Source organism: Verrucomicrobiaceae bacterium (assembly GCA_016713035.1).
GTDB lineage: Bacteria > Verrucomicrobiota > Verrucomicrobiia > Verrucomicrobiales > Verrucomicrobiaceae > Prosthecobacter.
Genome location: JADJPW010000004.1, coordinates 581,361 through 599,473 on the forward strand (window position 1 = coordinate 581,361; position 18,113 = coordinate 599,473).

24 protein-coding genes are annotated in these 18,113 nt (G+C 60.2%); 5 read left to right on the top strand and 19 right to left on the bottom strand.

Going from position 1 to position 18,113, the window contains the following annotated elements; genetic code table 11:
- Positions 1-8: 8 nt before the first annotated feature.
- Together IPK32_16715 and IPK32_16720 are read right to left on the bottom strand one after the other, a co-directional pair.
- Positions 9-1,472, bottom strand: a complete 1,464-nt coding sequence (locus IPK32_16715; GenBank protein MBK8093567.1) for a SulP family inorganic anion transporter — start codon at positions 1,470-1,472, stop codon at positions 9-11.
- Positions 1,473-1,584: 112 nt separating this feature from the next.
- Positions 1,585-1,842: a hypothetical protein gene (locus IPK32_16720; GenBank protein ID MBK8093568.1), complete on the bottom strand. Its 258-nt coding sequence runs from the start codon at positions 1,840-1,842 to the stop codon at positions 1,585-1,587.
- A 356-nt stretch (positions 1,843-2,198) separates the two neighbouring features.
- On the opposite strand from IPK32_16720, the gene IPK32_16725 reads away from it, so the two are divergent.
- Positions 2,199-2,513, top strand: coding sequence for a hypothetical protein (locus IPK32_16725; GenBank protein ID MBK8093569.1), 315 nt, complete (start codon positions 2,199-2,201; stop codon positions 2,511-2,513).
- Positions 2,514-2,876: 363 nt separating this feature from the next.
- Here IPK32_16725 and IPK32_16730 read toward each other — a convergent pair whose 3' ends face one another.
- From IPK32_16730 to IPK32_16805, 16 genes are all read right to left on the bottom strand, one after another.
- Positions 2,877-3,191, bottom strand: a complete 315-nt coding sequence (locus IPK32_16730) for a hypothetical protein (protein MBK8093570.1) — start codon at positions 3,189-3,191, stop codon at positions 2,877-2,879.
- A 19-nt stretch (positions 3,192-3,210) separates the two neighbouring features.
- A complete protein-coding gene (locus IPK32_16735) occupies positions 3,211-4,836 on the bottom strand; it encodes a hypothetical protein (GenBank protein MBK8093571.1) in 1,626 nt (541 codons plus the stop codon).
- 12 nt (positions 4,837-4,848) lie between these two features.
- Positions 4,849-5,859 (bottom strand): hypothetical protein, encoded by a 1,011-nt coding sequence (locus tag IPK32_16740; GenBank protein ID MBK8093572.1) that lies wholly within the window; start codon positions 5,857-5,859, stop codon positions 4,849-4,851.
- A gap of 19 nt (positions 5,860-5,878) precedes the next feature.
- A complete protein-coding gene (locus tag IPK32_16745; GenBank protein MBK8093573.1) occupies positions 5,879-6,874 on the bottom strand; it encodes a virulence factor SrfB in 996 nt (331 codons plus the stop codon).
- Entirely contained in the window at positions 6,871-8,460 is a 1,590-nt protein-coding gene (locus IPK32_16750) for a virulence factor SrfB (GenBank protein MBK8093574.1), read from the bottom strand. The genes IPK32_16745 and IPK32_16750 overlap by 4 nt, the downstream gene beginning before the upstream one ends.
- A gap of 195 nt (positions 8,461-8,655) precedes the next feature.
- Positions 8,656-8,877: a hypothetical protein gene (locus IPK32_16755; protein MBK8093575.1), complete on the bottom strand. Its 222-nt coding sequence runs from the start codon at positions 8,875-8,877 to the stop codon at positions 8,656-8,658.
- Positions 8,870-9,784 carry a hypothetical protein gene (locus IPK32_16760; GenBank protein ID MBK8093576.1) on the bottom strand — a complete coding sequence of 305 codons (915 nt, stop codon included), beginning with the start codon at positions 9,782-9,784 and terminating at the stop codon, positions 8,870-8,872. Before IPK32_16760 ends, IPK32_16755 begins: the two co-directional genes overlap by 8 nt.
- Complete coding sequence (locus IPK32_16765) at positions 9,738-10,670, bottom strand: hypothetical protein (protein ID MBK8093577.1); 933 nt, start codon at positions 10,668-10,670, stop codon at positions 9,738-9,740. The genes IPK32_16760 and IPK32_16765 overlap by 47 nt, the downstream gene beginning before the upstream one ends.
- A 218-nt stretch (positions 10,671-10,888) precedes the next feature.
- Positions 10,889-11,200 (bottom strand): hypothetical protein, encoded by a 312-nt coding sequence (locus IPK32_16770; GenBank protein MBK8093578.1) that lies wholly within the window; start codon positions 11,198-11,200, stop codon positions 10,889-10,891.
- A 129-nt stretch (positions 11,201-11,329) separates the two neighbouring features.
- Positions 11,330-11,719, bottom strand: coding sequence for a hypothetical protein (locus IPK32_16775; protein MBK8093579.1), 390 nt, complete (start codon positions 11,717-11,719; stop codon positions 11,330-11,332).
- A gap of 94 nt (positions 11,720-11,813) precedes the next feature.
- Complete coding sequence (locus IPK32_16780) at positions 11,814-11,969, bottom strand: hypothetical protein (protein MBK8093580.1); 156 nt, start codon at positions 11,967-11,969, stop codon at positions 11,814-11,816.
- A gap of 32 nt (positions 11,970-12,001) precedes the next feature.
- Complete coding sequence (locus IPK32_16785) at positions 12,002-12,193, bottom strand: hypothetical protein (protein MBK8093581.1); 192 nt, start codon at positions 12,191-12,193, stop codon at positions 12,002-12,004.
- A gap of 345 nt (positions 12,194-12,538) precedes the next feature.
- Positions 12,539-12,847, bottom strand: coding sequence for a hypothetical protein (locus tag IPK32_16790; protein MBK8093582.1), 309 nt, complete (start codon positions 12,845-12,847; stop codon positions 12,539-12,541).
- Between the two features lie 1,165 nt (positions 12,848-14,012).
- Positions 14,013-14,297, bottom strand: a complete 285-nt coding sequence (locus tag IPK32_16795; GenBank protein ID MBK8093583.1) for a hypothetical protein — start codon at positions 14,295-14,297, stop codon at positions 14,013-14,015.
- 41 nt (positions 14,298-14,338) lie between these two features.
- On the bottom strand, positions 14,339-14,521 hold the full coding sequence (locus IPK32_16800; protein MBK8093584.1) for a hypothetical protein: 183 nt from the start codon (positions 14,519-14,521) through the stop codon (positions 14,339-14,341).
- Between the two features lie 107 nt (positions 14,522-14,628).
- Positions 14,629-14,970 (bottom strand): hypothetical protein, encoded by a 342-nt coding sequence (locus IPK32_16805; GenBank protein MBK8093585.1) that lies wholly within the window; start codon positions 14,968-14,970, stop codon positions 14,629-14,631.
- 189 nt (positions 14,971-15,159) lie between these two features.
- Here IPK32_16805 and IPK32_16810 point away from each other — a divergent pair, with 189 nt between their 5' ends.
- Positions 15,160-15,333, top strand: a complete 174-nt coding sequence (locus tag IPK32_16810) for a hypothetical protein (GenBank protein MBK8093586.1) — start codon at positions 15,160-15,162, stop codon at positions 15,331-15,333.
- A 418-nt stretch (positions 15,334-15,751) separates the two neighbouring features.
- On the opposite strand, the gene IPK32_16815 is transcribed toward IPK32_16810, so the two are convergent.
- A complete protein-coding gene (locus tag IPK32_16815; GenBank protein ID MBK8093587.1) occupies positions 15,752-15,829 on the bottom strand; it encodes a LysR family transcriptional regulator in 78 nt (25 codons plus the stop codon).
- A gap of 944 nt (positions 15,830-16,773) precedes the next feature.
- Between IPK32_16815 and IPK32_16820 the strand changes: the two genes are divergently transcribed.
- From IPK32_16820 to IPK32_16830, 3 genes are all read left to right on the top strand, one after another.
- The gene (locus IPK32_16820; GenBank protein MBK8093588.1) at positions 16,774-17,331 is read left to right on the top strand and encodes a hypothetical protein; all 558 of its coding nucleotides are present in this window, start codon (positions 16,774-16,776) and stop codon (positions 17,329-17,331) included.
- A 140-nt stretch (positions 17,332-17,471) separates the two neighbouring features.
- Complete coding sequence (locus IPK32_16825) at positions 17,472-17,690, top strand: hypothetical protein (protein MBK8093589.1); 219 nt, start codon at positions 17,472-17,474, stop codon at positions 17,688-17,690.
- Positions 17,691-17,963: 273 nt separating this feature from the next.
- Positions 17,964-18,113, top strand: a 150-nt coding sequence (locus IPK32_16830; GenBank protein ID MBK8093590.1) for a hypothetical protein, incomplete at its 3' end; no start/stop codon positions are given.

The following is an 18,113-nucleotide window of genomic DNA, read 5'->3' on the forward strand; positions in this document are numbered from 1 at the left end:
TGCTCCGCTCACGCCTTCACACCCGGAAGCGACTTTCCGCGTCTTGGCGTGCCTTCACGAGCGGGTTTGTACCATTCCTCGTGGGTTTCATCGAGATCGACGTGGCCGCCGGTCTTCTCGTGATTCAGACGCCAGCCGTGCAGCGATTCAAAGGCCGCGTGGTCGATGAAATCGACAGCAAGGTCGATGTCCACATTGTGACCGGCTGGGATGCCCGAAAGCGCTGCATTCATGCTCGGCACGGAAGCAAAGGTGAGCGTGCCGCCGATGCGCACGTGCCACTTGCCGTCACGCTGCTCGACTTTGACATCGGTGTTGGAAAGTCGGCGCAGCAGGAAGAAGACGCTGAGGCCCAGGCCGAGGCCGACACCTGCCAGCAGGTTCAATCCGACCACGCCGAGCACCGTGGCGAAGTAGATCGGCGCTTCCTTATGCGTGTGCAGATCGCGGATGTGATGCAGGTTCACCAGATTAATGCCCACATGCACCAGCAGGCCTGCCAGCACGGCCAGAGGAATGCTCTCGATCAAACCGCCGAGGAACAGCGCGAAGATCAGCACCCACACGCCATGGAAAATGGCGGACCAGCGGCTCACACCACCCGCGATGATGTTTGCCGATGAGCGCACGATCACACCAGTGATCGGCAGGCCGCCGAGGAGACCGGAGACGAGATTGCCTGCGCCTTGAGCACGCAGTTCCTTGTCCAAATCCGAGCGCACGCCACTGTGCAATTTGTCTGTGGCCACCGCACACAGCAGCGACTCGATGCTGGCGATGATCGCCACCGTCAGCACGGCGACCACAAACGGCCCCCAATGCTGCGGCGGGGCGAGCTTGGTCAGTTCAAAGGTCTCTGGCAGATCCACCCGCTTCACATCCATCTTCGCGATGATGGACACCACCGTGCCCGTCACTACTGCCACCAGCGGTCCCGGGATGGCTTGGAAGGGAAGTTTTTTCCAGATGATAAGGATGGCGATGGTGAGGAAGCCAAGAATCGCCGCCTGCGTGTTCACAAGGCCGAGCTGCTTCGGAATGCCGAGCAAATTCACCACGGGCGAGCTTTGCGGCGAACCGCCCAGCACCACATGAATCTGCGCCAGCGCGATGGAGATGCCGATGCCCGCCAACATACCATGCACCACCGATGGCGCGATGATCAGTGCCCCGCGTGCGACTTTGAACCAGCCCATCAAAAGCTGCACCACGCCTGCACAAGCAGTGATCAAGCACATCGTTTCCCAGCCGAACTGATGCACCAAACCAGCCACCACCACGGTCAGCCCCGCCGCTGGCCCCGAAACCTGAAGCGGTGATCCCGCGAGCAGTCCCGTGACGATCCCGCCAGCCACTGCCCCGATGAGACCCGCAATAATCGGTGCCCCCGAAGCAAAAGCGATGCCCAGCGACAGTGGTACTGCGACAAGGAAAACAACGAGAGAGGCTGGAAGATCGCGGCGGAGATTCATGAAGGTGATGGGGAGATGTAGTTTCGCACGCTGAATCAAGATGCGAATGAATTCTCCATCCATCCCCTCCGCAGGCTAATCTGTCTGCCATGCCGAGGGACGGGAATCGGGTCTATGCCGACGATTTCAACGCGGACTTGGTTTTAATCACATCCTTCGACTCCCCAGCGATCACCGCCAACGCGGGATGCCCCATGGCCCGCTCCAAGGTGATGAGGTAACAGGAAAAGCCGCAACGCACGGGACGACCAACCGGTTTTAGGCCGTAGCGATCCACAGCCTCATCCAAAACGGAGGCGGCGATGGGGGCGAGGCCCGTGCCACCCGCCGCCGCGGTTTTCATGAGTGCGGCATCGTCGAATTCCGCCACGACGCGCGGGCGGAGGTGGTTGGCATCAAATCAGCGGTCGATTTCGTGCCGCCACGCCGTTCGGCTCGCGGGCAGCAGCATGGGAGTGTCTTTAAGCAGGGCAGGGAAGCGCTTGCCGAGGTTCCTGACCAAAGCGGGGGCCGCGCAGAAAACGACCGGTGGTTCGCCGAGCAGATGGTTGAACGCTTTCACGGTCACCTCGGAGCTCTGCTCGTTGCTCGAAGTGAGACCGTAGCGCTCACGCTATCTGAAAAGCACGTTCTCGACATCCTGAGCATCGCCGCGCTCGTCACCGCACTCATCACCAGCATTCGCGGGTTCGCCGAAAAGAAGCCGCGCCGCATTCTTGGCCTTCTTTGTCTGTCCCAGGCCAGTTTCATCCTGGCCGGCATCGCCACGGCCTCCGCCGAAGGAATCACCGGGGCTGGTTCACTGGCTCGTCGTCAGCGCTGCGTCCACGGGCCAACATCCTCTTCCTCGGCGTCCTGCCGAAGCACGTCATCGACATCCCGGACGCCCTGCCACGCGAGCGCTGGCCTCTTGCCCTCTGCACCGTCTTCCTCATCGCTGGCGGCATCTTCCCCTCCAAAGTCCTCCGCTGGCGCGAAAGCGCTGCCCATGAGATCGAACAAGGCCTCGGCCTCAATACCAAGGAGCACAGCGGGCACTAAGATCGCTCATTTCTTCGAACCTCGAATGCCCACCGCCGACTCTGCCGCGATCACAGCCACCGCCGGGTGCCGCATCGCTCTTTCCAGCGTGATGAGGTAGTTTGAAAAGCCGCAGCGCACTGGTCGGCACAGTGGCTTCAGTCCATAACGCTGAACCGCCTCATCCAAAACGACTGCGGCGGCATCTTCGCCTCGCTCAAATCCTGACAAGTTCGCATCGGCACCATGATTCTAAGAATCGAAAGCATTGCTTTTAGCCACTGTTCCCTGTTTCTCACACGCACTGTCGTGGGCTTCCAGCAGGTGCCGGGGTTGCGAGTGGAAAACTGGCTGATCGAATTCAGCGGCTGTGATCGGCGGCCTTCAACTTCGGGCGCACTCCAAGGCTGATAGAATGTGCAACGGAATGGCAAACCAGCCGACGAGCAGCCAGGCAATGCCTGAGAGGAGCACATGGCAGGTGGCAGTTTCAAAGCGACCTTGAGCGGCTTGTCCGAGACCTGGAATAGCAAAGCTGCCGAGGACCTTCAGCAGCTTCCACAGGCTGTCTGAGACGCGGAATGCGTTACTGCGGGCTTGGGCGATCCAGCGGAACACGAACACGCGTAGAATGATCAAGGCGGCCACCATAACTCCTGCGGCGATGAATGAAGGCGTATCGGCCCCAGTTGTACTCATGGAGATGTGGCGGTAGTCGTCAGGGCTTGCCGAGCTGTTTGACCCTGACGGTGGATTCCTCCCGCACGGCGATGCCCACGTTCACCTCGGCATCGGCGGAGACTGGGCGACCATCGGCGGCGGTGCCGGTGACACGGACGCGGTGGACGCCTTCAGTGAGATTGACTGGCAGGCCGTTGGCGGTGATGGGACGACCGTTGGCGTCGTTCTGTGGCTTGCCATCGACGGTCCAGCTTTCGACTTTGGAGATGGTGATGGCTTTGCCATCAGAGTCGCGGGCGAGCATGCTGAGTTGCATCTCCACCTTGCCATCCTTCGGCGCGGCGCTGGTGCGTGCGTTCACGATTTCTGCGCTCAAGGGCATCACCGGCGGCGCTCCAGGTTTGGGGGATGAAGTTGGTGCGGATGGTGGCGGAGACTCTGTGCCTTTGGGTGGGTCTGAAGCCATCGCGGACTTCGGTGCTGGAATGTCAGCGGGTGCTTTTGGTGGGGTTGAAGACGGAGGTGGTGTGGCGTCAGCGGACTTGGGTGCGGCCGGTGGTTCCCCTGGCTTGCTTGGCTCTGGTTTTTTGGATTCGTCGGGTGTCACAGTAGCAGTGGGCATGGGCGCAGGCGGTTCACCAGGTTTGGCTGGCTCGGCTTTCTTGGAGTCACCTGTTTTCGATGCCTCAGCGGCCTTTGGGTCTTCCGGCTTTTTGGGATCATCCGGGAGGGTGGTGGAGCGGCGGGAGGTCAGGGTGTTTGGAGATTGTGGGTTGCTGCCGGTGGGCATGGAGGATGGTGAGTCGCCCTTCTTCGAGTCGCCAGGAGCCCCCGGCATGGCTGCTTTGGGTGCTGATTCACCGGGCTGACTGCTTGCTGAGGCAAGGCTGCTTGTGGGTGAGTTGGCGGTACCGTTTCCGGGTCTCGTGCTTTTGGCTGAATCTGCACTGCCACGCTCTGGCTCCAACACGAGGATGTGTGTGGGAGTGGAGTTTACTGGAAGCAGCTTGCCGATGGCAGACTGGGGATACTGGGTGCTCCACCACCAGCCGAGCAGGGCCAGCAGGAGCAGGGCGAGCAAAAGCCAATACCACCACGGAATGGAGCTTTTGGTTTGAGGGACGCGATGCAGTGCTTCCTGCGGTGAGAGGGAGCTGCCAGCTTCTTTTTCCACGCCCCAGAGCACGAGCAGACGGCGGTTAGAGCCGCTGCCATAGAGGCGATACAGCTCGGGGTCTTTTTGCGGACTGGGAAGGCGGAAGGCGCGGATGATCTCGCGCTTCGTGGGGTCGGTGGCGGGATCGTTTTCTTTGGCTTTGAGCTGGGAGATGGCGGCCTCCAGCCGGGTGATTTCGGACTTGGGGACGTTCACGCCGGAGTCGAGCGGTGCGCTGCGGCTGCACACGTCCTGGCCGTTGCTGAGGTGCTGGTAAAAGATTTCCATGCGCCCATCACTGCCGGGGCGCTCCACTGCACGCGGCAGGAACTCGCCGAGGCATTGCAGGATGACTTGAGCATTCTCCGGCTGGAAGAACTCGCCTCCACCGTGGTAGGAGCGCACTTTGTAGTAGCCGCCTGCTTCGCGGCTTTGGTGCAGCGGCGTGGGGACAGCAGAGGCCAGTTGAAGACGAATGCCTTGGGTTTTATCGACGATGATGGCCATGTGATGCGGGGGTTAAACGGTGATGGTGGCGCGGTGGATGACCTCACGCTTGGCACCACGGACGCACCATGACTGCACCGTGAGGACGGACTGCGCGGAGACGCCGGGGCGCGGCTGGTAGAGCATGGTTTGATTTTGTGCGGCGGAGCCGGGCACCGGCACCTCCAGCTCACAGCGTCCGCTGCACTCGCGGTTGATCTGCTCCGCCATGGCCTGGGCCACGACGCTGGCATCATAGTCACCGAGGTTGCGTTCTTTAAGCCAGGCAAACAGGCGGCGCCCCACATCCCGCAGGGCGTCGGCGACGGCACGGGCATCTGTGTCACGCTGCGCGTAGGTGTAGAGGCTGAGGGTGGCAAAGAGCAGCCCGGCAGCGGTGGATGAGGCGCTGGGGTGCTGGGCATCCTCCATCATGGCATCCCGCCACGGGGCGATGCTGTCTTCCCGGAGCCAAGTGGGCAACAGGCTCTCCAACCAGTAACGAGTGCCATCCAGACGGGCGGCGCGTTCATTGACGATCTGCTCACGCTGGGTGAGTGCGGCTTCATTGGCGCTGACGTTTTGCTCCCGCGCATCCAGCTCTCTCTGCACAATGCCCGCCTTCTCTATGACGGCTTCATATTGGGCGCGGTAGGCCAGGATCTGGCTCTGCTCCTCTTTGAGTCGGTGGATTTGCAGCTCGGCGGCAGTAGCCTCTGCTGTGAGTCTATAATGCTGCTCGCTGGCTTTGGCGATGTCATTACTCCATTTCTCCAAATCAGCCGCCTGCTCGTCATTGGCAGCAGTGAGCCGCTCGAGTTCGGCTTTTGCCTGCTCGATCTGCTGCCAGAGCTGGGTGAGGTCTTCCTCCGCTTTTGCCACGTTCGGAGAAGGTGCCGATGGCGGCATGGGAATGGATGCCACGGGCGGCGCTGGCGGCGTCTGCACCGCCAGCAGCGCCACGACCTCTTGCTCGATTTGGCCTGGAACTTTGGTGAGCTGGTAGAGCAACTCTCGAAGGCGGTCTGGAAGGGTGTTTTCCATGGGAAAATGATCGGCGTGTTCAGGCGGCGGCATGTTCGGGCCAGGCGACATCGAAGCGCCCGGAGTCCACCCAGAAGTCTTCGTCTTCGAGCGTGCAGAGTTGGAGTTCCAGCCAGCCGTCGAGGCTCTTGCCGTCGCGCGTGGTGGGATGGGTCATGCGCAGGCTGGTCGGGTCTTCTTCACGCTCCAGGGTAACGATCACTGTGGCGGCGATAGCGTAGCCTGCCGCTTGCGCGGCTTTGCGGTCCTTCCAGCGCAGTTTGTAGATTTGCTCCGGTTTGGCGGCGGAGGGAAGGATTTTTCTACCAATGCGAGTGCCGACTTGCATGGGCACGGTCACTTTGTCTTTGCCGGGGACGGTGCCATCTGCGGGCTGCTTGCTGAGGTAGGGGTCGAGATACAGCGGATCAAACTTCCACGGCATGGCTTTTCCGGGCATCGCGCCCCAGTAAAACGGGAAGGGTTGGCCGTTGCCGACGCGCTTGATGCTCCAGTCACTCACGAGGCCGTGCTGGATGGCCTGATACAGCGCGGCTCCCACGGCAGTGACGGTTTTGGCGTCGTTGATGGTGGTGTTGGAACTCATCGGGTACCAATCACCCGCTGGATAGTTTTTCGCCTGAAGCACGCGCTGGGGCAGCACGGGGAGGTAGTCCTCCAGGAGAGCCTTTACTTGCGGCAGTTCGGAGGGCTTGCCGCTGAGCGTGATGAGGTCCACGCCAAAGGCGGTGACGTACTTCGCCAAGGACTGCACGAGCGGGCGGAAGACGAGGTCGATGCAGTTCCTCAGGCGCTCGGCATCGTGGAAGATGGGGTCTTGCTCGGGCATGACCTCGACTTCCAAAACGGCGCGGCACATGTCGTTGAACTCCTGGAGTGCGCCAGAGTCCACGAGGCGGCTTTCCGCACCCATGATGCGGTCAGGGGACCAGCTCGTGCCATCAGCGGAGGTATCCCGCCCTTCGGATAAATCTTTCAGCCACTGACGCACGATGGGCATGAAGACCAGCTTCACGATGCGTGACCAGCGGGCTTGATGAGCCGTCTTTTGAGGGCACTTCTGAAGATGTCCTCAAACTTACTCATCTGCTCATCGTCACCTAAAAAGCGCGAGCCGAGAGCTGGGAGTAGCACGGCTTCCACGATCTCCTTCGCCAAAGTATCCCCCGCGATGGTGCTGGAGTCGCGGAACAGTAGCTTGGCCTCCAGCTCGACTCCCTTACCCATAAGTAGATCACGATACTCGATGATGGAGATGTCCGTGGTGCCGCCGCCGATATCCACGGTCATGACCCGGACTCGGGCCTCGGTGCTTTTACCGCGCCCGAATAGCTCGATCCAGTTCTCGCCCTTATTGTCGAGCCGCACGATCTCGCTGTAGATGATGGGGAGCTGCGAGGCCACGGCCTCATCGAGATCCATGATCAGCTCCGGTCGGCTGCCGCCCTCCGTGACGAGTCGCCGATCTCGTAGATGAGCGAGGGTGAAAATATCAACCGCCTTTTGCCACTTGGCGCGGTAGTCATTGATCTCCCGCGTGGACCAGCCGGAGGGGAAGGTCACCAGCACACGGCGCAGGCGGCGCGGGACGAATTCACCATTGGCAGCCCGCCATTGCTCGGAAGTGATCTGCCGCACGGACTGCTCCAGGATGGCGAGCGCTGCCCATGTCATGGCATCCGCTCGCGGATAGCTGGGGCGGTCAGGGGCGGGTGTGGGGCGCTTGGAGTAATCTGCGTCTTCGTTAGGCGGGCTGTTGATGTCCCAGTCATGTCCATCGAGCGGCAGGAAGCGCAGCATGGAGCCGGCGAGCTTTGGCAGCTCCGTAGGGCGGCGTGATTGCGGGTTCCAGCGATTATGAACCATCGTCCACCACTCGCGGTGCTCGACGTCGAGCGAGTCTTTATCCCAGGCGTAGCGCTTCGGTGAACTGAGCGTGTAGTTACCACCTTCGTTGAGGTTTAGGTTCGCCAAAATTTCACGCGCACTGTCCCCCATGACGACGGGAGACATCTCCACAAACATCTGCGGCACACGTTGGGTGCCAGCGTAGTGCGTCTCCACGCGTGTCTTGCTCAGCATCCCATCTTTGACCTGCTTTTCCGTTTTGTGAATCTCCGTGGTAGGCGTGAAGCCGACACGCGGCGGCTCATAGTCGGCAAACATCGGCTCATGCAGGATGAACCATGAGTCCACGATGGAGCAGGTGTCGTCCTGCTTGCTGCCCACAAAATCGATGTAGTCCGCGCCGCGCTTGATGAAGCGGATGCTGTGGCAAAGCGTGCTCAGCTTGCCCGCCTGGGCGAAGTTATGCTCCAGCGCCAGCACGACGGTACGGGTGTTGCCGAAATCGACGATCAAGTCCACCTCACGCGGCTCTCCAGACGGTTTCTTCCATACGACATTCAGCACGGCCACGGTGACTTTTTCGCTGCCTAGCTCAAGCTCGATGGGGATGCTCTCCACATCATCTGGCAGGCGTGTCGGGTCCGTGGCCGCATAGGGGCTGGGATTCTCCGCGCCGTGCTGCCCAGCCTCTTGGGCGTGGTAGTCGCGTTTGGGTTCGTAGATCGAGCTGGGAGATATTTGTCCACGGCACACGCTCCTGCTCGCAAATGGTGCGCAGGGTGGAATGCGCCCGCAGCAGCTCCAGGCTGAACGGCAGGAAGGAGTAATGGTGCCCGCTCTCGGCGAATACCTTGATCTCGGTGATGGGTGCTTCTTGATCTGGCATGGCGTGCGGAGGGTGAGTAGTTTGGCTCTCCAGAGCCGAGTGCATTGGTAGTTGATGATTTTTCAGGCTTTAAGACAGGGGGCGATGAGCGCATCCAGCTCCGCATCCCCAGCCTGCGGCACGCGATTTCCAGCCTGGAAGCTCTTGATGGTCTCCAGACGGGCGAGCAGCGGCTTGATGATGCTGACGTAATGCGGTGATGCCTCCGGGTCATACTTCTGCTCGTCCTCCGCCTGGGCGAACTGGCGCAGCAGTTCTAGGCGCTGGGTGATTTCATTATCCACTCCATGAGGTGCGGCATCCGCCGGATTGCTCAGCAGGCTCGCGGCTCATTTTCACGGCAAGAAAGCGGCGGCAGTCCTGCGCCTCGCGTCTGCCGCTCAGCGTGCCCATGTTATCGCGGAAGAAGCGCACCACCTCCTCCACATTTGCCGCCTCCACGAGAGCGGCGAGGACGCGCTGCGCATGAGTGGCATCCTTGAAGCCAAGTTCCGCCACATGCGTTGCCGCCGCCCGGCTGGCACGCCAAGTGCGGAATTGCTTATCGACGAAGCTCCGCAGATTCGCACGCCGCGAAATGGCATTGGTGGGCAGCACCTCCAGCTCCTCGGGGTCGATGTTCAGGAAGCGGCGCAGCAGGCGGCTCAGGTTCGCCGCGCGGTCATAGTCGTGATCTTCCTTGGGCTTCTCGCTGAGTCGTTCGCCGATGCCGCGCATCCAGGCATCTAGCGCACGATTACGCTCATCCTGCGCAGCGTCTTTGGAAGGCAGATGTGGGGAGATTAACTCGATGAGGCGCTGTTTCGCCTCCTGCAGCCTTTGGGCCAGCAGAGCTGGGCGGCGGCTGGACGCAGCCTGCGTGGTGAGGCATTGGAAAAGGTAGTCCGTGCCGCCATTCGCCACCATTTGCTCGAAGGATTCGCGGTTGTCGCCAAAGCGTTCGATGAAGGCACGGTCTGCAAAAATTTCGGCCACCTTCTCCTGTACTTTCGCAGCAGGGAATGAAGGATGGATGCTGCCTTCCATCAGCCACGGATATGTGGTCGTGAACATATTGACCACACGCGGATCGGCGAGGTCGGCCAGCTTGGCGAACAGGCTGAAGTAGGAGTCCAAACCATTGCGAATGCCGCTGCTGCACACATCATTCACCAGCTTCGCGCAAAAGGTGATGACGAGGTTCAGCGGCATCACCCGGCCCTGTGGCGGCCATTTTTGACCATAGGCGCGCATCCAGCTTTGGATGCCGGAAACGAGCCTGCTTTGGCTGGCCGGGATGCTTACCCGCACGGGCGAGGATTGAGAAGCCATCGATGTCCAGCTCTACCGCTCGGCTGACGGCGATGGAGGCCGTTTTGCCACGTTTTAGCACCTCGGTGAGTCCCCGTACGAGATCAGCGGCCAACACGTCGTTGGTGATCTTTTTCGCGCCCTCGTGCTCATTACTCACGCCGGGGAAGTCCATCAAGTCCGCCTTTTCAAGGAAGGCAGCGACGACGGGTGCGCGCTGGGTCATCACATCTCTCCGCAGCGGCAGCCGCAGTTCCCACACGAGTCCCTGAAACAAGCCAAAATCCTCACCACCCTGCACTAGCGGACGATCCAAGCTCGCGCCCAACGAGACAGAGCCATCTGCCGCCACGCGGAAGCCCACGCTGTCCACGAAAGCTTTGATCACCACGCGCTCAGACTTCGCGTAGTGCTTGTAGGCGTCAATGTCGAGCAGCAGCGCGGCCAGCCGCCAGGAGCAGCGTAGCGTGCCGCTCGCGCCCCAGAGACCGATGAGCTGGGTGCGCTTCGTCTGGAGGCGATCACACAGGGTAATGAGACTGGGCCATGAGTCCCAAAGCAGTTCATTGGTGAATTCCCGCAGCGCCTTCTTGTTCGCCAAGTGCGGGTGATTCAACAGTATGGGCCGCAGCGTCCGCCACGGCTCTGTGAGGTTCGCATAGCGGCGGATGCCGGCCATGATGAGCAGGTCCAGCACGTTCGCCAACTGGTGCAGGGACTCGAAGCCCTCACGGTCAGGTGGTCCCGCAGCTTTTACGTTTTCCATCAAGGCGCGGAAGTTATCCATGCCCCAGGAGACTTCTTCCCCTGCTTGTTGCGCGGCTGACATTCACCTTAGCCAGCGGCCAGTGCGTGGAGAATCTGCGTGTCAGTGGCGAGCGTGATCTCCACCGGAAAGGCCGGGTCTGGCACCGCGTCCATCATCACAAAACGAGAATGCAGCCGCTGCCGTCCGCGCTGCCGTTGTAGGGATTGACGACGATGTTTGAGCTGTCGCTCTTGAGTTCACCCGCCGAAGCGCACTGGCTCGGCTTGGCTCCAAGTCAGGGCAGATTGCAGGCCCAACTCATCACCATCTACATCCAGGTAGCCGGAGAGCAGAGTGGATTTGCCTGTCTGTGATGGCCCCCACAAGGCCATGCAGGGCCGGGGATTTAGCCCTGATCGCTCAATGGCTGCCGCGCGATCATGCACGGCATAAAGCGAGTCCAGGCAGGAGCCGCGGCTCACCTCATACTGGTCTTCACGCTTGTGACCGTGTTCCCAATACCATTTCAAACAGTCATCGGCGAGGGTGCGGAGTTCTAGGGCAGTCATGGTGGTTAAAGGGTGTTTAAGTAGAGCCATCCGGGCGTTTGGCGAAGGCGGCACCCAGCAGCCCGGACTTCTTTGGGAGCAGGCGGAGGGAATTCGCTGGCGGATTCCGCCGCCGGAGGCGGTGCTGCTTTAAAGACAGCGGCGCTGGGCAGCTTGGCTGTAGCGGGTTGAGTCTCGCTGAGCCTGCGCGGCAGGCTTCAGCGCCGTCCCGCCCCATGGTGATGGCTTCGTGGCAGTCTGCGTCTGACCGGTGCCTCTTGCGGCTGCTCGGCCACCGGAAAAGGCGGCGGCTTGGCGGTAGGGGTGGCGGCGTCTTCTTGGTCGGTGCCCGGCGAGCAGGGCAGCAAGCTTTGCTTGCTTGGCCAGCTTCCTCATTGGCCTTTTCAGCAGCGGCCTTTTTCTTGGCTTCTTCCCTCTGCCTTCAGCTTCGCCATTCGGCACAGCTTCGGCGGCTTGTTGTTTCGCGGCTTGCGCCGCTTCCGCCTGCTTTTTCGCCAGCTTCTCGGCTTCAGCTTTCATGCGCGCTTCCTCGGCGGCACGCTCTGGTCCCGACGCTTTGCCTCAGCCGCTGCCAGCGCATCTGCTTTGGCTTTTTGCTTCGGCCTGGCGGGCTTCATCCTCCGCCCCCCTCAGCCCAGCCTGCTCCCTCGGCGAGCACGCGCTCCTTTTCCGTCGTGATCTTCTGGCACTCAGCTTCCTTTTGCCGCTCGACTTCCAGCGCCTCGCCCAGGATGTCGTCGTCCAGTTTGAATGTGAATGCAGCAGCCATGGTTCACGCGGTCTGCTTAGCTGATGGATTGCTCAATGCGCCGTCCCGCCACCTCCCAAGGGTGAAGGTTTTCGATCCCACGGGCAGGAGAAAACCAGCATCGTCGGCACACCGTCGTTCCAGGTTTTGGCGACATTTCCGGCATCATCGAAAACACGGCCCGTGGGTGCGACCATGGCATTTTCATCTACCACCTCGGCGAAGATGTCCCGTAAATCACGCATCGTGGAGGCGATCTTGTGGTCCCATATGTCCACCTCCAGCCCTAACGCGTCCGGGAGGTCATCGAGCCTGCTCCATCTGCGCCCTCATCCCATGCTCACCCACGCCGATGAGCACGCATTTGATCGGTTTGGCAGTCCCCGCAGCAACTCGGCGCGACAGATCAGCGGGTGTAGCTTTTCACCGCCTCCAAGTCATCCAACCGCCCGTCCGTGACGAAGACATAGAAGCCCTAATCTGCGTCGGCGAAGCGCTCCACGAAGTAGCGCAGTGCAGGCAGAAGGGTGTGCTCACCCCAGTTCTGCGGGCCTGCATAGCTGGCGCTGCGTGCTTGATCTGCAGTCAGATCACCCATTTCCTCGATCTGGTCGCCCTTGTCGCCACATGCCCAATAAATCACTGAGGTGCCGCCATCCGCGTCGATCTTTTCCGCCTGCAGGGAATGACCTCTCTCGTGCGATGGGCTCCACCATGTTTGGCTCCTTCACGAGAAGCCCCTGTTTCAGCAACTCATCCCAGCCGTTTTGATGATACGGCACCACGCTCATGCCATCGTAATCACGCATGTAAGCCTTCCCGGAAGCCAGCATTCGCTCCTCCACGGACTTGTCATAATGCTCCGCATACACCCAGCCCTGGCCGAGTGCCTTGCGCATCGAGGCTGATCCATCGAGCGCCACACCGGTCTGAGAACCTTTCTTTGTTTGGCTCCAGCAGGATCGTCGCCGACACATCCAGCCGGTCCGCGTGAGCTGTCACATTCACTTCACCGAACAGCTCATGCAGTTGGTTGTTCGGATCTGCCTGTTGGCAGCGGGGAGGGAGGTGGGGACGCGCTCATGGTTCATGTGGAAAGTTAAACCAGTGGCTGGGTGTAGGTGCCCACCCCAGGAATGTTCAGGACAAAAGCAGTCGAGCCGGGAGCGCATATGAACTGATCAAGGCTGGCAGCCCGTCCGTGTAGGATGCTCTGCGCAGCACTTTAACCGGTCTCTCCTGTCGAGTCTGACAGGGCGGCCGAGGGGGCAATGATGCTACTTCTCTCCCACGCACTCGTCAAAGACGCTATCAAGCGTATCCATCTCTGCCGCGTTGCGGGCGTCCCAGATGTCCACCTGTTCGCCATCGCGTTTTCAGACCGCCGTAGTCCATGTCATCCAAACTCCGCCCATTTGGTCCACATCCACCTCGGCACTGAGACCGATGAGGACAAACTCCGTGAAGCCCTGTGCCTGCCGCCATCTGGCGTCCGATCTCCAGGCTCACCTCCTTCACTTCCTCCAAGTCATCTAGCCTTCCGTCCAGGACGCGATCGCAAGATACCCCAGGGAGCGTTGGGAAACTCCTCCATGAAACAGTCACACCGCAGGTGCCAGCCATGTCCCTGTAATGAATTTCTTTGGCCCGGTGAATGGGAATGTTGGTGCCTTGGTTGAGTCCATGTCTCCCACGATTTCACCGCAGCGCCGCCCACCTGCAGGCCCAATAAATAACCGAGGTATTTCCATCACTGTCGAAGTCCGCCAGCATCTGCGCCATGCTGCCCGCCACGACCCGCATCACATTACGTTCCGGCTTCTTGCGGAACATCGACGGCAGGTAAAAGCGCGCAAAGAAAGGCGCTCCGAAGTTTTTGCGACATCGAATTCGAGCTTATTTTCTATCGCTAGCCCTGTCTGCGCATTCTCCACCTGCGGTTTCATGTGATACGGTGATCACACGCACACCTTCTGGGTGCGTGAACTTGAATCTTCCCGAAGGGCTCGATGACAATGGAGCGGTCTAGTTGTGCATGGCATTCTGGGGTGAAATTCAGATGCGTTACGCTTCATCGGTAGAAGCAGCAGGCTTGCTCTTGAACAGACCGATGATGAGCTTTAAACGGGCGGCAGGATGATCTTCAGCACGAGCCCGACGAGGATGGCGACAAGTTTCATCGGGCCAGGCCAGCTTGAAAAGCGGACTCAGCGCCTTCTGCATGGCTCCGGACCGGGAACAGAGGATCGAAACCGCCAAAATGATGATAATAACGATGAACTCTTGGCCTGCGCTATACATGGACAGGTTGGGCCGGGGAGAAGGCTGGAAAACCACTGTGCGGATCACTCAGTAGCTGCAGTAGCACAGGATAAAGCCGACATAGCCGATCAGCAGTGGAAAGCGGTGTCCGCCAGAATGGGGAATTTTTCGACATCAATCCTGATGAAGAGACCGGCCACGAACCTGAGTGCCAGGATGCCAATAAAGACACCGAGACAGTCCACCCAGAGCTTTGACCCTGCTACCGCCACAGCGGCAACGACGTTATCAACGCTCAAACTGAGATCCATAAGCCTCAATGGCGACGATAGTGGCGATGAAACCACGCGTTGATTGGGCGCGTCGGGCTTGCTACCATTGTCCTCGTCGCCGCCACCCTTTTAAAATGCTCTGCTCATCAGGTAAACCAAGTAAGCAGCGCCGCAGATTTTAGCCAGGGATTCTCGATGATCCAGGCTGCGTAAAGCCAGACATAGGCCTCTGAACAAATAGGCACCGACGATGCCCCACTTGAGTGCCTGATACTTTGCTTGCCCGGTAGATGGCTCGCGGTCGCCGCGATGGCGAGTGCATTGTCAATGCCCAACAAACCCTCAACAACGATCAGTGAGATGATAATTGGAATCGCTTCGATCAACTCGGGAGATGGGGAACGCGAAGGCAGGAGCAGATCGCAGGAGGAGACGTCTTGCAGTACGGATTTAAGAATTACGCTTTGACAACGGAGTTCGTGCGCCACGTGCAACAAAAGTCTCAGCAGCATCGGCCTACGGCTTCATGACCAGTTTCGACTCCCCCTGCGATCACCGACACCAGGCCGGGTGCCGCATGGCTCGCTCCAGCATGATCTGGTGGGGAACATCTGCAAAGCACAGGCCGACCGACTGGCTTCAGCCCTAGCGGCCCACCTGCGCTCTCCAAAACTGATGTGACGATCGGTGCCAGACCCAAACTCATCCGCTGCCGCTACTTTCATCAGTGCGGCATCATCAAACTCCGCCACGATGTGCGGACGGATGCGGTGGAGTCTAGCCAGCCGATCCAGCTTTATGTCGCCATGCCGTGGGCTGGCAAGAAGGAGCACTGGGGCGTCTTTGAGTGAAGCGGGGAAGTTTTCCGTGAGCTTTGGCCAGCGCCGGCACAGCGCAGAAAACCACGGGCGACTTCACCGAGCAGGCGGTTGAAGGCCTTCACTGGCATCGAAGAAGGCGCGGCTTCGGATCCGACAAAGCGACATCCAACCTGCCTGCCGCCAGCGAGTCGAGAAGCCCTCCTGTGCATGACCTTCCGTACAGGAGAGCTGCAAATTCGGAAACGCCTTCACTGGCAGGCCGAATCGAGCCGTTAAGCGACGAGTTTCGGCAACGAATCCGTGATGCCGATGTTCAGGCGCAGATTCCGGGCGCTACCTTGGCTATGCAGCGAGCGCACCATCTCCGTGCCGAGGGAGAAAATCTCCCGCTGCGCATTCTATCACGAGCCGTCCCCAAGACGCGAGCTTCAATCCGCGTCCCGTGCGGTCAAAGAGCTGTTTCCAGGCTGGTTTCCAATGCCTTGATCTGGGCACTGATCGTTGGCTGCGACAGGTGCAGGCGGATGCGGCGGCGCGGAGGCTGCCAGCCCGGGTGACTTCAAAACAGGCGCAAGTGGTGGTAATTGAGGTGAGGTTCGTTCTTGGTTGATACTCGACAATACCCGAAACGCTGTTTTGAAACATCGAAATAGCCAAAGCGGGGGCTGGCGGCATGTTTCTTCGTAGGCCGCCATCCGGCGACCGCGATTGAGAGAACCAACCCAACCAACCATGAACATAAACCTTCTCATTTTGCTTTCAATTCTCCAGCCTAGCGCTGTCTCCCGCGCTGGGAGACCTCGGTGCCTTCGCCCACCGACACCTACCATGGCAAGCCGGTCCTCACCGCGCCAGCCATCCTTCCGGTGGCTCGACGACCGAGAGGTGGACGGCGCATATCTCGGCGTCGCTACTACCACCCACCGGGCTCCAAACGGGGCTGGCCTGGATCGACATCTGCGGCCAGCGCTGAGATTCAGCACGCAAAAGACTCTCCCAATGGCATCCCTAAACGCACCGCTCCCAGCATCGCCACCCTACTGCCCATTTTCGCCGCCTATCACCAGCAGCGAGTCCGGCCATGAACGAGCAAGGATAGTCATTCAAATGCCGCGAAAGCGGAGCGGGATCCGCTCTCGCAAACTCATCTCGGCGGCGGCGGAGGTTTACATAGAAGGTCACGCCTGTGCGGCAGCTGCCGGCGGAGGTTCTGCAGCATACGGCAGCAGATCTGCCGGTGGTCATTCGGAGAGCGAAGGAGAAAAATGGGTCGGGGTGACCTTCGCGGGCTGGTTTCGTCTACGCATCGCGGATGGGGATCATCCGACGCATCGGCTCTGCATCTCGCGCAGTGAATTGCGCGGATGCTGGGACGTAGAGCGTGAATGAGGTCAATGGAGGCTGAGTGGTGCATCCAGAGCGGCCTGCGACACGTGATGAGCATCCACGCCGATCCCGAGCATCACGACCATGTCAGCCCCGAGCGGCGCTTTTTCCGACTTTGAAAGCGGAACGGCAGGACATCCTACGCTGCTCATTTTTCTCGGTTTTTCCGGCATCCTGTATTTTTGCCGCACCGTTCGCGGTGGACCCCCGGTGAGCAACTACGCCTTCGGCGGACAATCGCGACCGTATGTGCAGGCCATCGGGGTGCCCGCGCTGGCGTTGTTTGGTGCGCTGGGCCTGCAGGCGGTGGTGAGCGGCTTTAACACTACGATCTTCGATCATCATCCAGCGCTGCGGCAACATCTTTGTCCTATGGCGGCATACCTCGCGTATCGGCTACCACGCGTGAAAGCAGAGGCGCTGGATGAGGTGCATGCGCCAGAGTTGGTGAATCGCTTCCTAGATGTCGTCACTGCGCAGAAGAGCACCGCGCCAACCCTGCTCGATGGAGTGAATCTCCCTCTTTGCAGCCTCATCGGCACGCCGTTGCTCGCCCTGTATCAGCCGCTGATGCTCATGTTTGTCGTCATTCTGCTGCTGCTCAGCCTATTGAGCATGTGGCTGCCGGGCAAGGCGCGGTGAACACTAGCATCGCAGAGTCCCCGCGTGAAATACGATGTGGGGAGCTGGTTTGAGGAGATCGCGACTTTCCCTCGCCTTCAAAGGGCCCGGTGGCTATCAAATGGCCAGTGAGCGTGCGAACCATTCGACACTCGAATTACTTGAACAAGCGCTCCGCTCACTTCCGCATCGTCATGCGGCAGATCTGGGCGCTGCTGCTGCTCTCCGTCACGGCTGCGGCGATTTTGCTCATCCTCGGCGGCTGGTCCCCGTCGTCAGCCAGCAGATCACCCTGGGTACCACTGTCACGCCTCAGACTCATCATGGGCAGCATCGACCGCGATGGCCAAGACCGGCAAAAAGGTCGAAGCTCAGGATGACGCCATGGCCGCGATGGACAAGCTGGGCCACATCTTTGACCTCCTGAAATCGAGCGCGCGAGGACGGTGAGCAACCCAACAAGCGCGAGGGCGGCGCGGAGGAAAGCGGCCGTGTGAGCTCTCCTTGGCCAACAGCCATGAGCCCCTTTTCGCGAAAAACCTTCACCCTCCCCGCAGGCAGTCGCGGGCCATCGTCGGCCCGCATGGCTCAGAGGGGGGCCAGTTCGCTGCTCGACATCCTCTTTGGCCTCCGCCAGCCCCCACCGAGGGGCCATGTCAGCATCGACGGGCTTGATCTGGCAGTTGGTATCCGGTGGAGGCGCTGCGGAGAAGGTCATGCTGCTGCGCCGCGATGAGATCGTGGATGGCTCCATCATCGAAAACCCGCCTCTCGGCCGCGTCGATGTCGGTCTGGATGAAATC

Excerpts from the sequence above, each read along its gene's own strand:
- IPK32_16790 (MBK8093582.1), bottom strand. The coding sequence starts at position 12,847 with ATGCGCAAGGCACTCGGCCAGGGCTGGGTGTATGCGGAGCATTATGAC.
- IPK32_16820 (MBK8093588.1), top strand. The coding sequence starts at position 16,774 with ATGTCAGCCCCGAGCGGCGCTTTTTCCGACTTTGAAAGCGGAACGGCA.
- IPK32_16760 (MBK8093576.1), bottom strand. The coding sequence starts at position 9,784 with ATGCCGCTGAACCTCGTCATCACCTTTTGCGCGAAGCTGGTGAATGAT.
- IPK32_16735 (MBK8093571.1), bottom strand. The coding sequence starts at position 4,836 with ATGGCCATCATCGTCGATAAAACCCAAGGCATTCGTCTTCAACTGGCC.
- IPK32_16765 (MBK8093577.1), bottom strand. The coding sequence starts at position 10,670 with ATGGATAACTTCCGCGCCTTGATGGAAAACGTAAAAGCTGCGGGACCA.
- IPK32_16715 (MBK8093567.1), bottom strand. The coding sequence starts at position 1,472 with ATGAATCTCCGCCGCGATCTTCCAGCCTCTCTCGTTGTTTTCCTTGTC.
- IPK32_16800 (MBK8093584.1), bottom strand. The coding sequence starts at position 14,521 with ATGGATCTCAGTTTGAGCGTTGATAACGTCGTTGCCGCTGTGGCGGTA.
- IPK32_16730 (MBK8093570.1), bottom strand. The coding sequence starts at position 3,191 with ATGAGTACAACTGGGGCCGATACGCCTTCATTCATCGCCGCAGGAGTT.
- IPK32_16740 (MBK8093572.1), bottom strand. The coding sequence starts at position 5,859 with ATGGAAAACACCCTTCCAGACCGCCTTCGAGAGTTGCTCTACCAGCTC.
- IPK32_16785 (MBK8093581.1), bottom strand. The coding sequence starts at position 12,193 with ATGCGTGATTTACGGGACATCTTCGCCGAGGTGGTAGATGAAAATGCC.
- IPK32_16775 (MBK8093579.1), bottom strand. The coding sequence starts at position 11,719 with ATGAAAGCTGAAGCCGAGAAGCTGGCGAAAAAGCAGGCGGAAGCGGCG.
- IPK32_16770 (MBK8093578.1), bottom strand. The coding sequence starts at position 11,200 with ATGACTGCCCTAGAACTCCGCACCCTCGCCGATGACTGTTTGAAATGG.
- IPK32_16780 (MBK8093580.1), bottom strand. The coding sequence starts at position 11,969 with ATGGCTGCTGCATTCACATTCAAACTGGACGACGACATCCTGGGCGAG.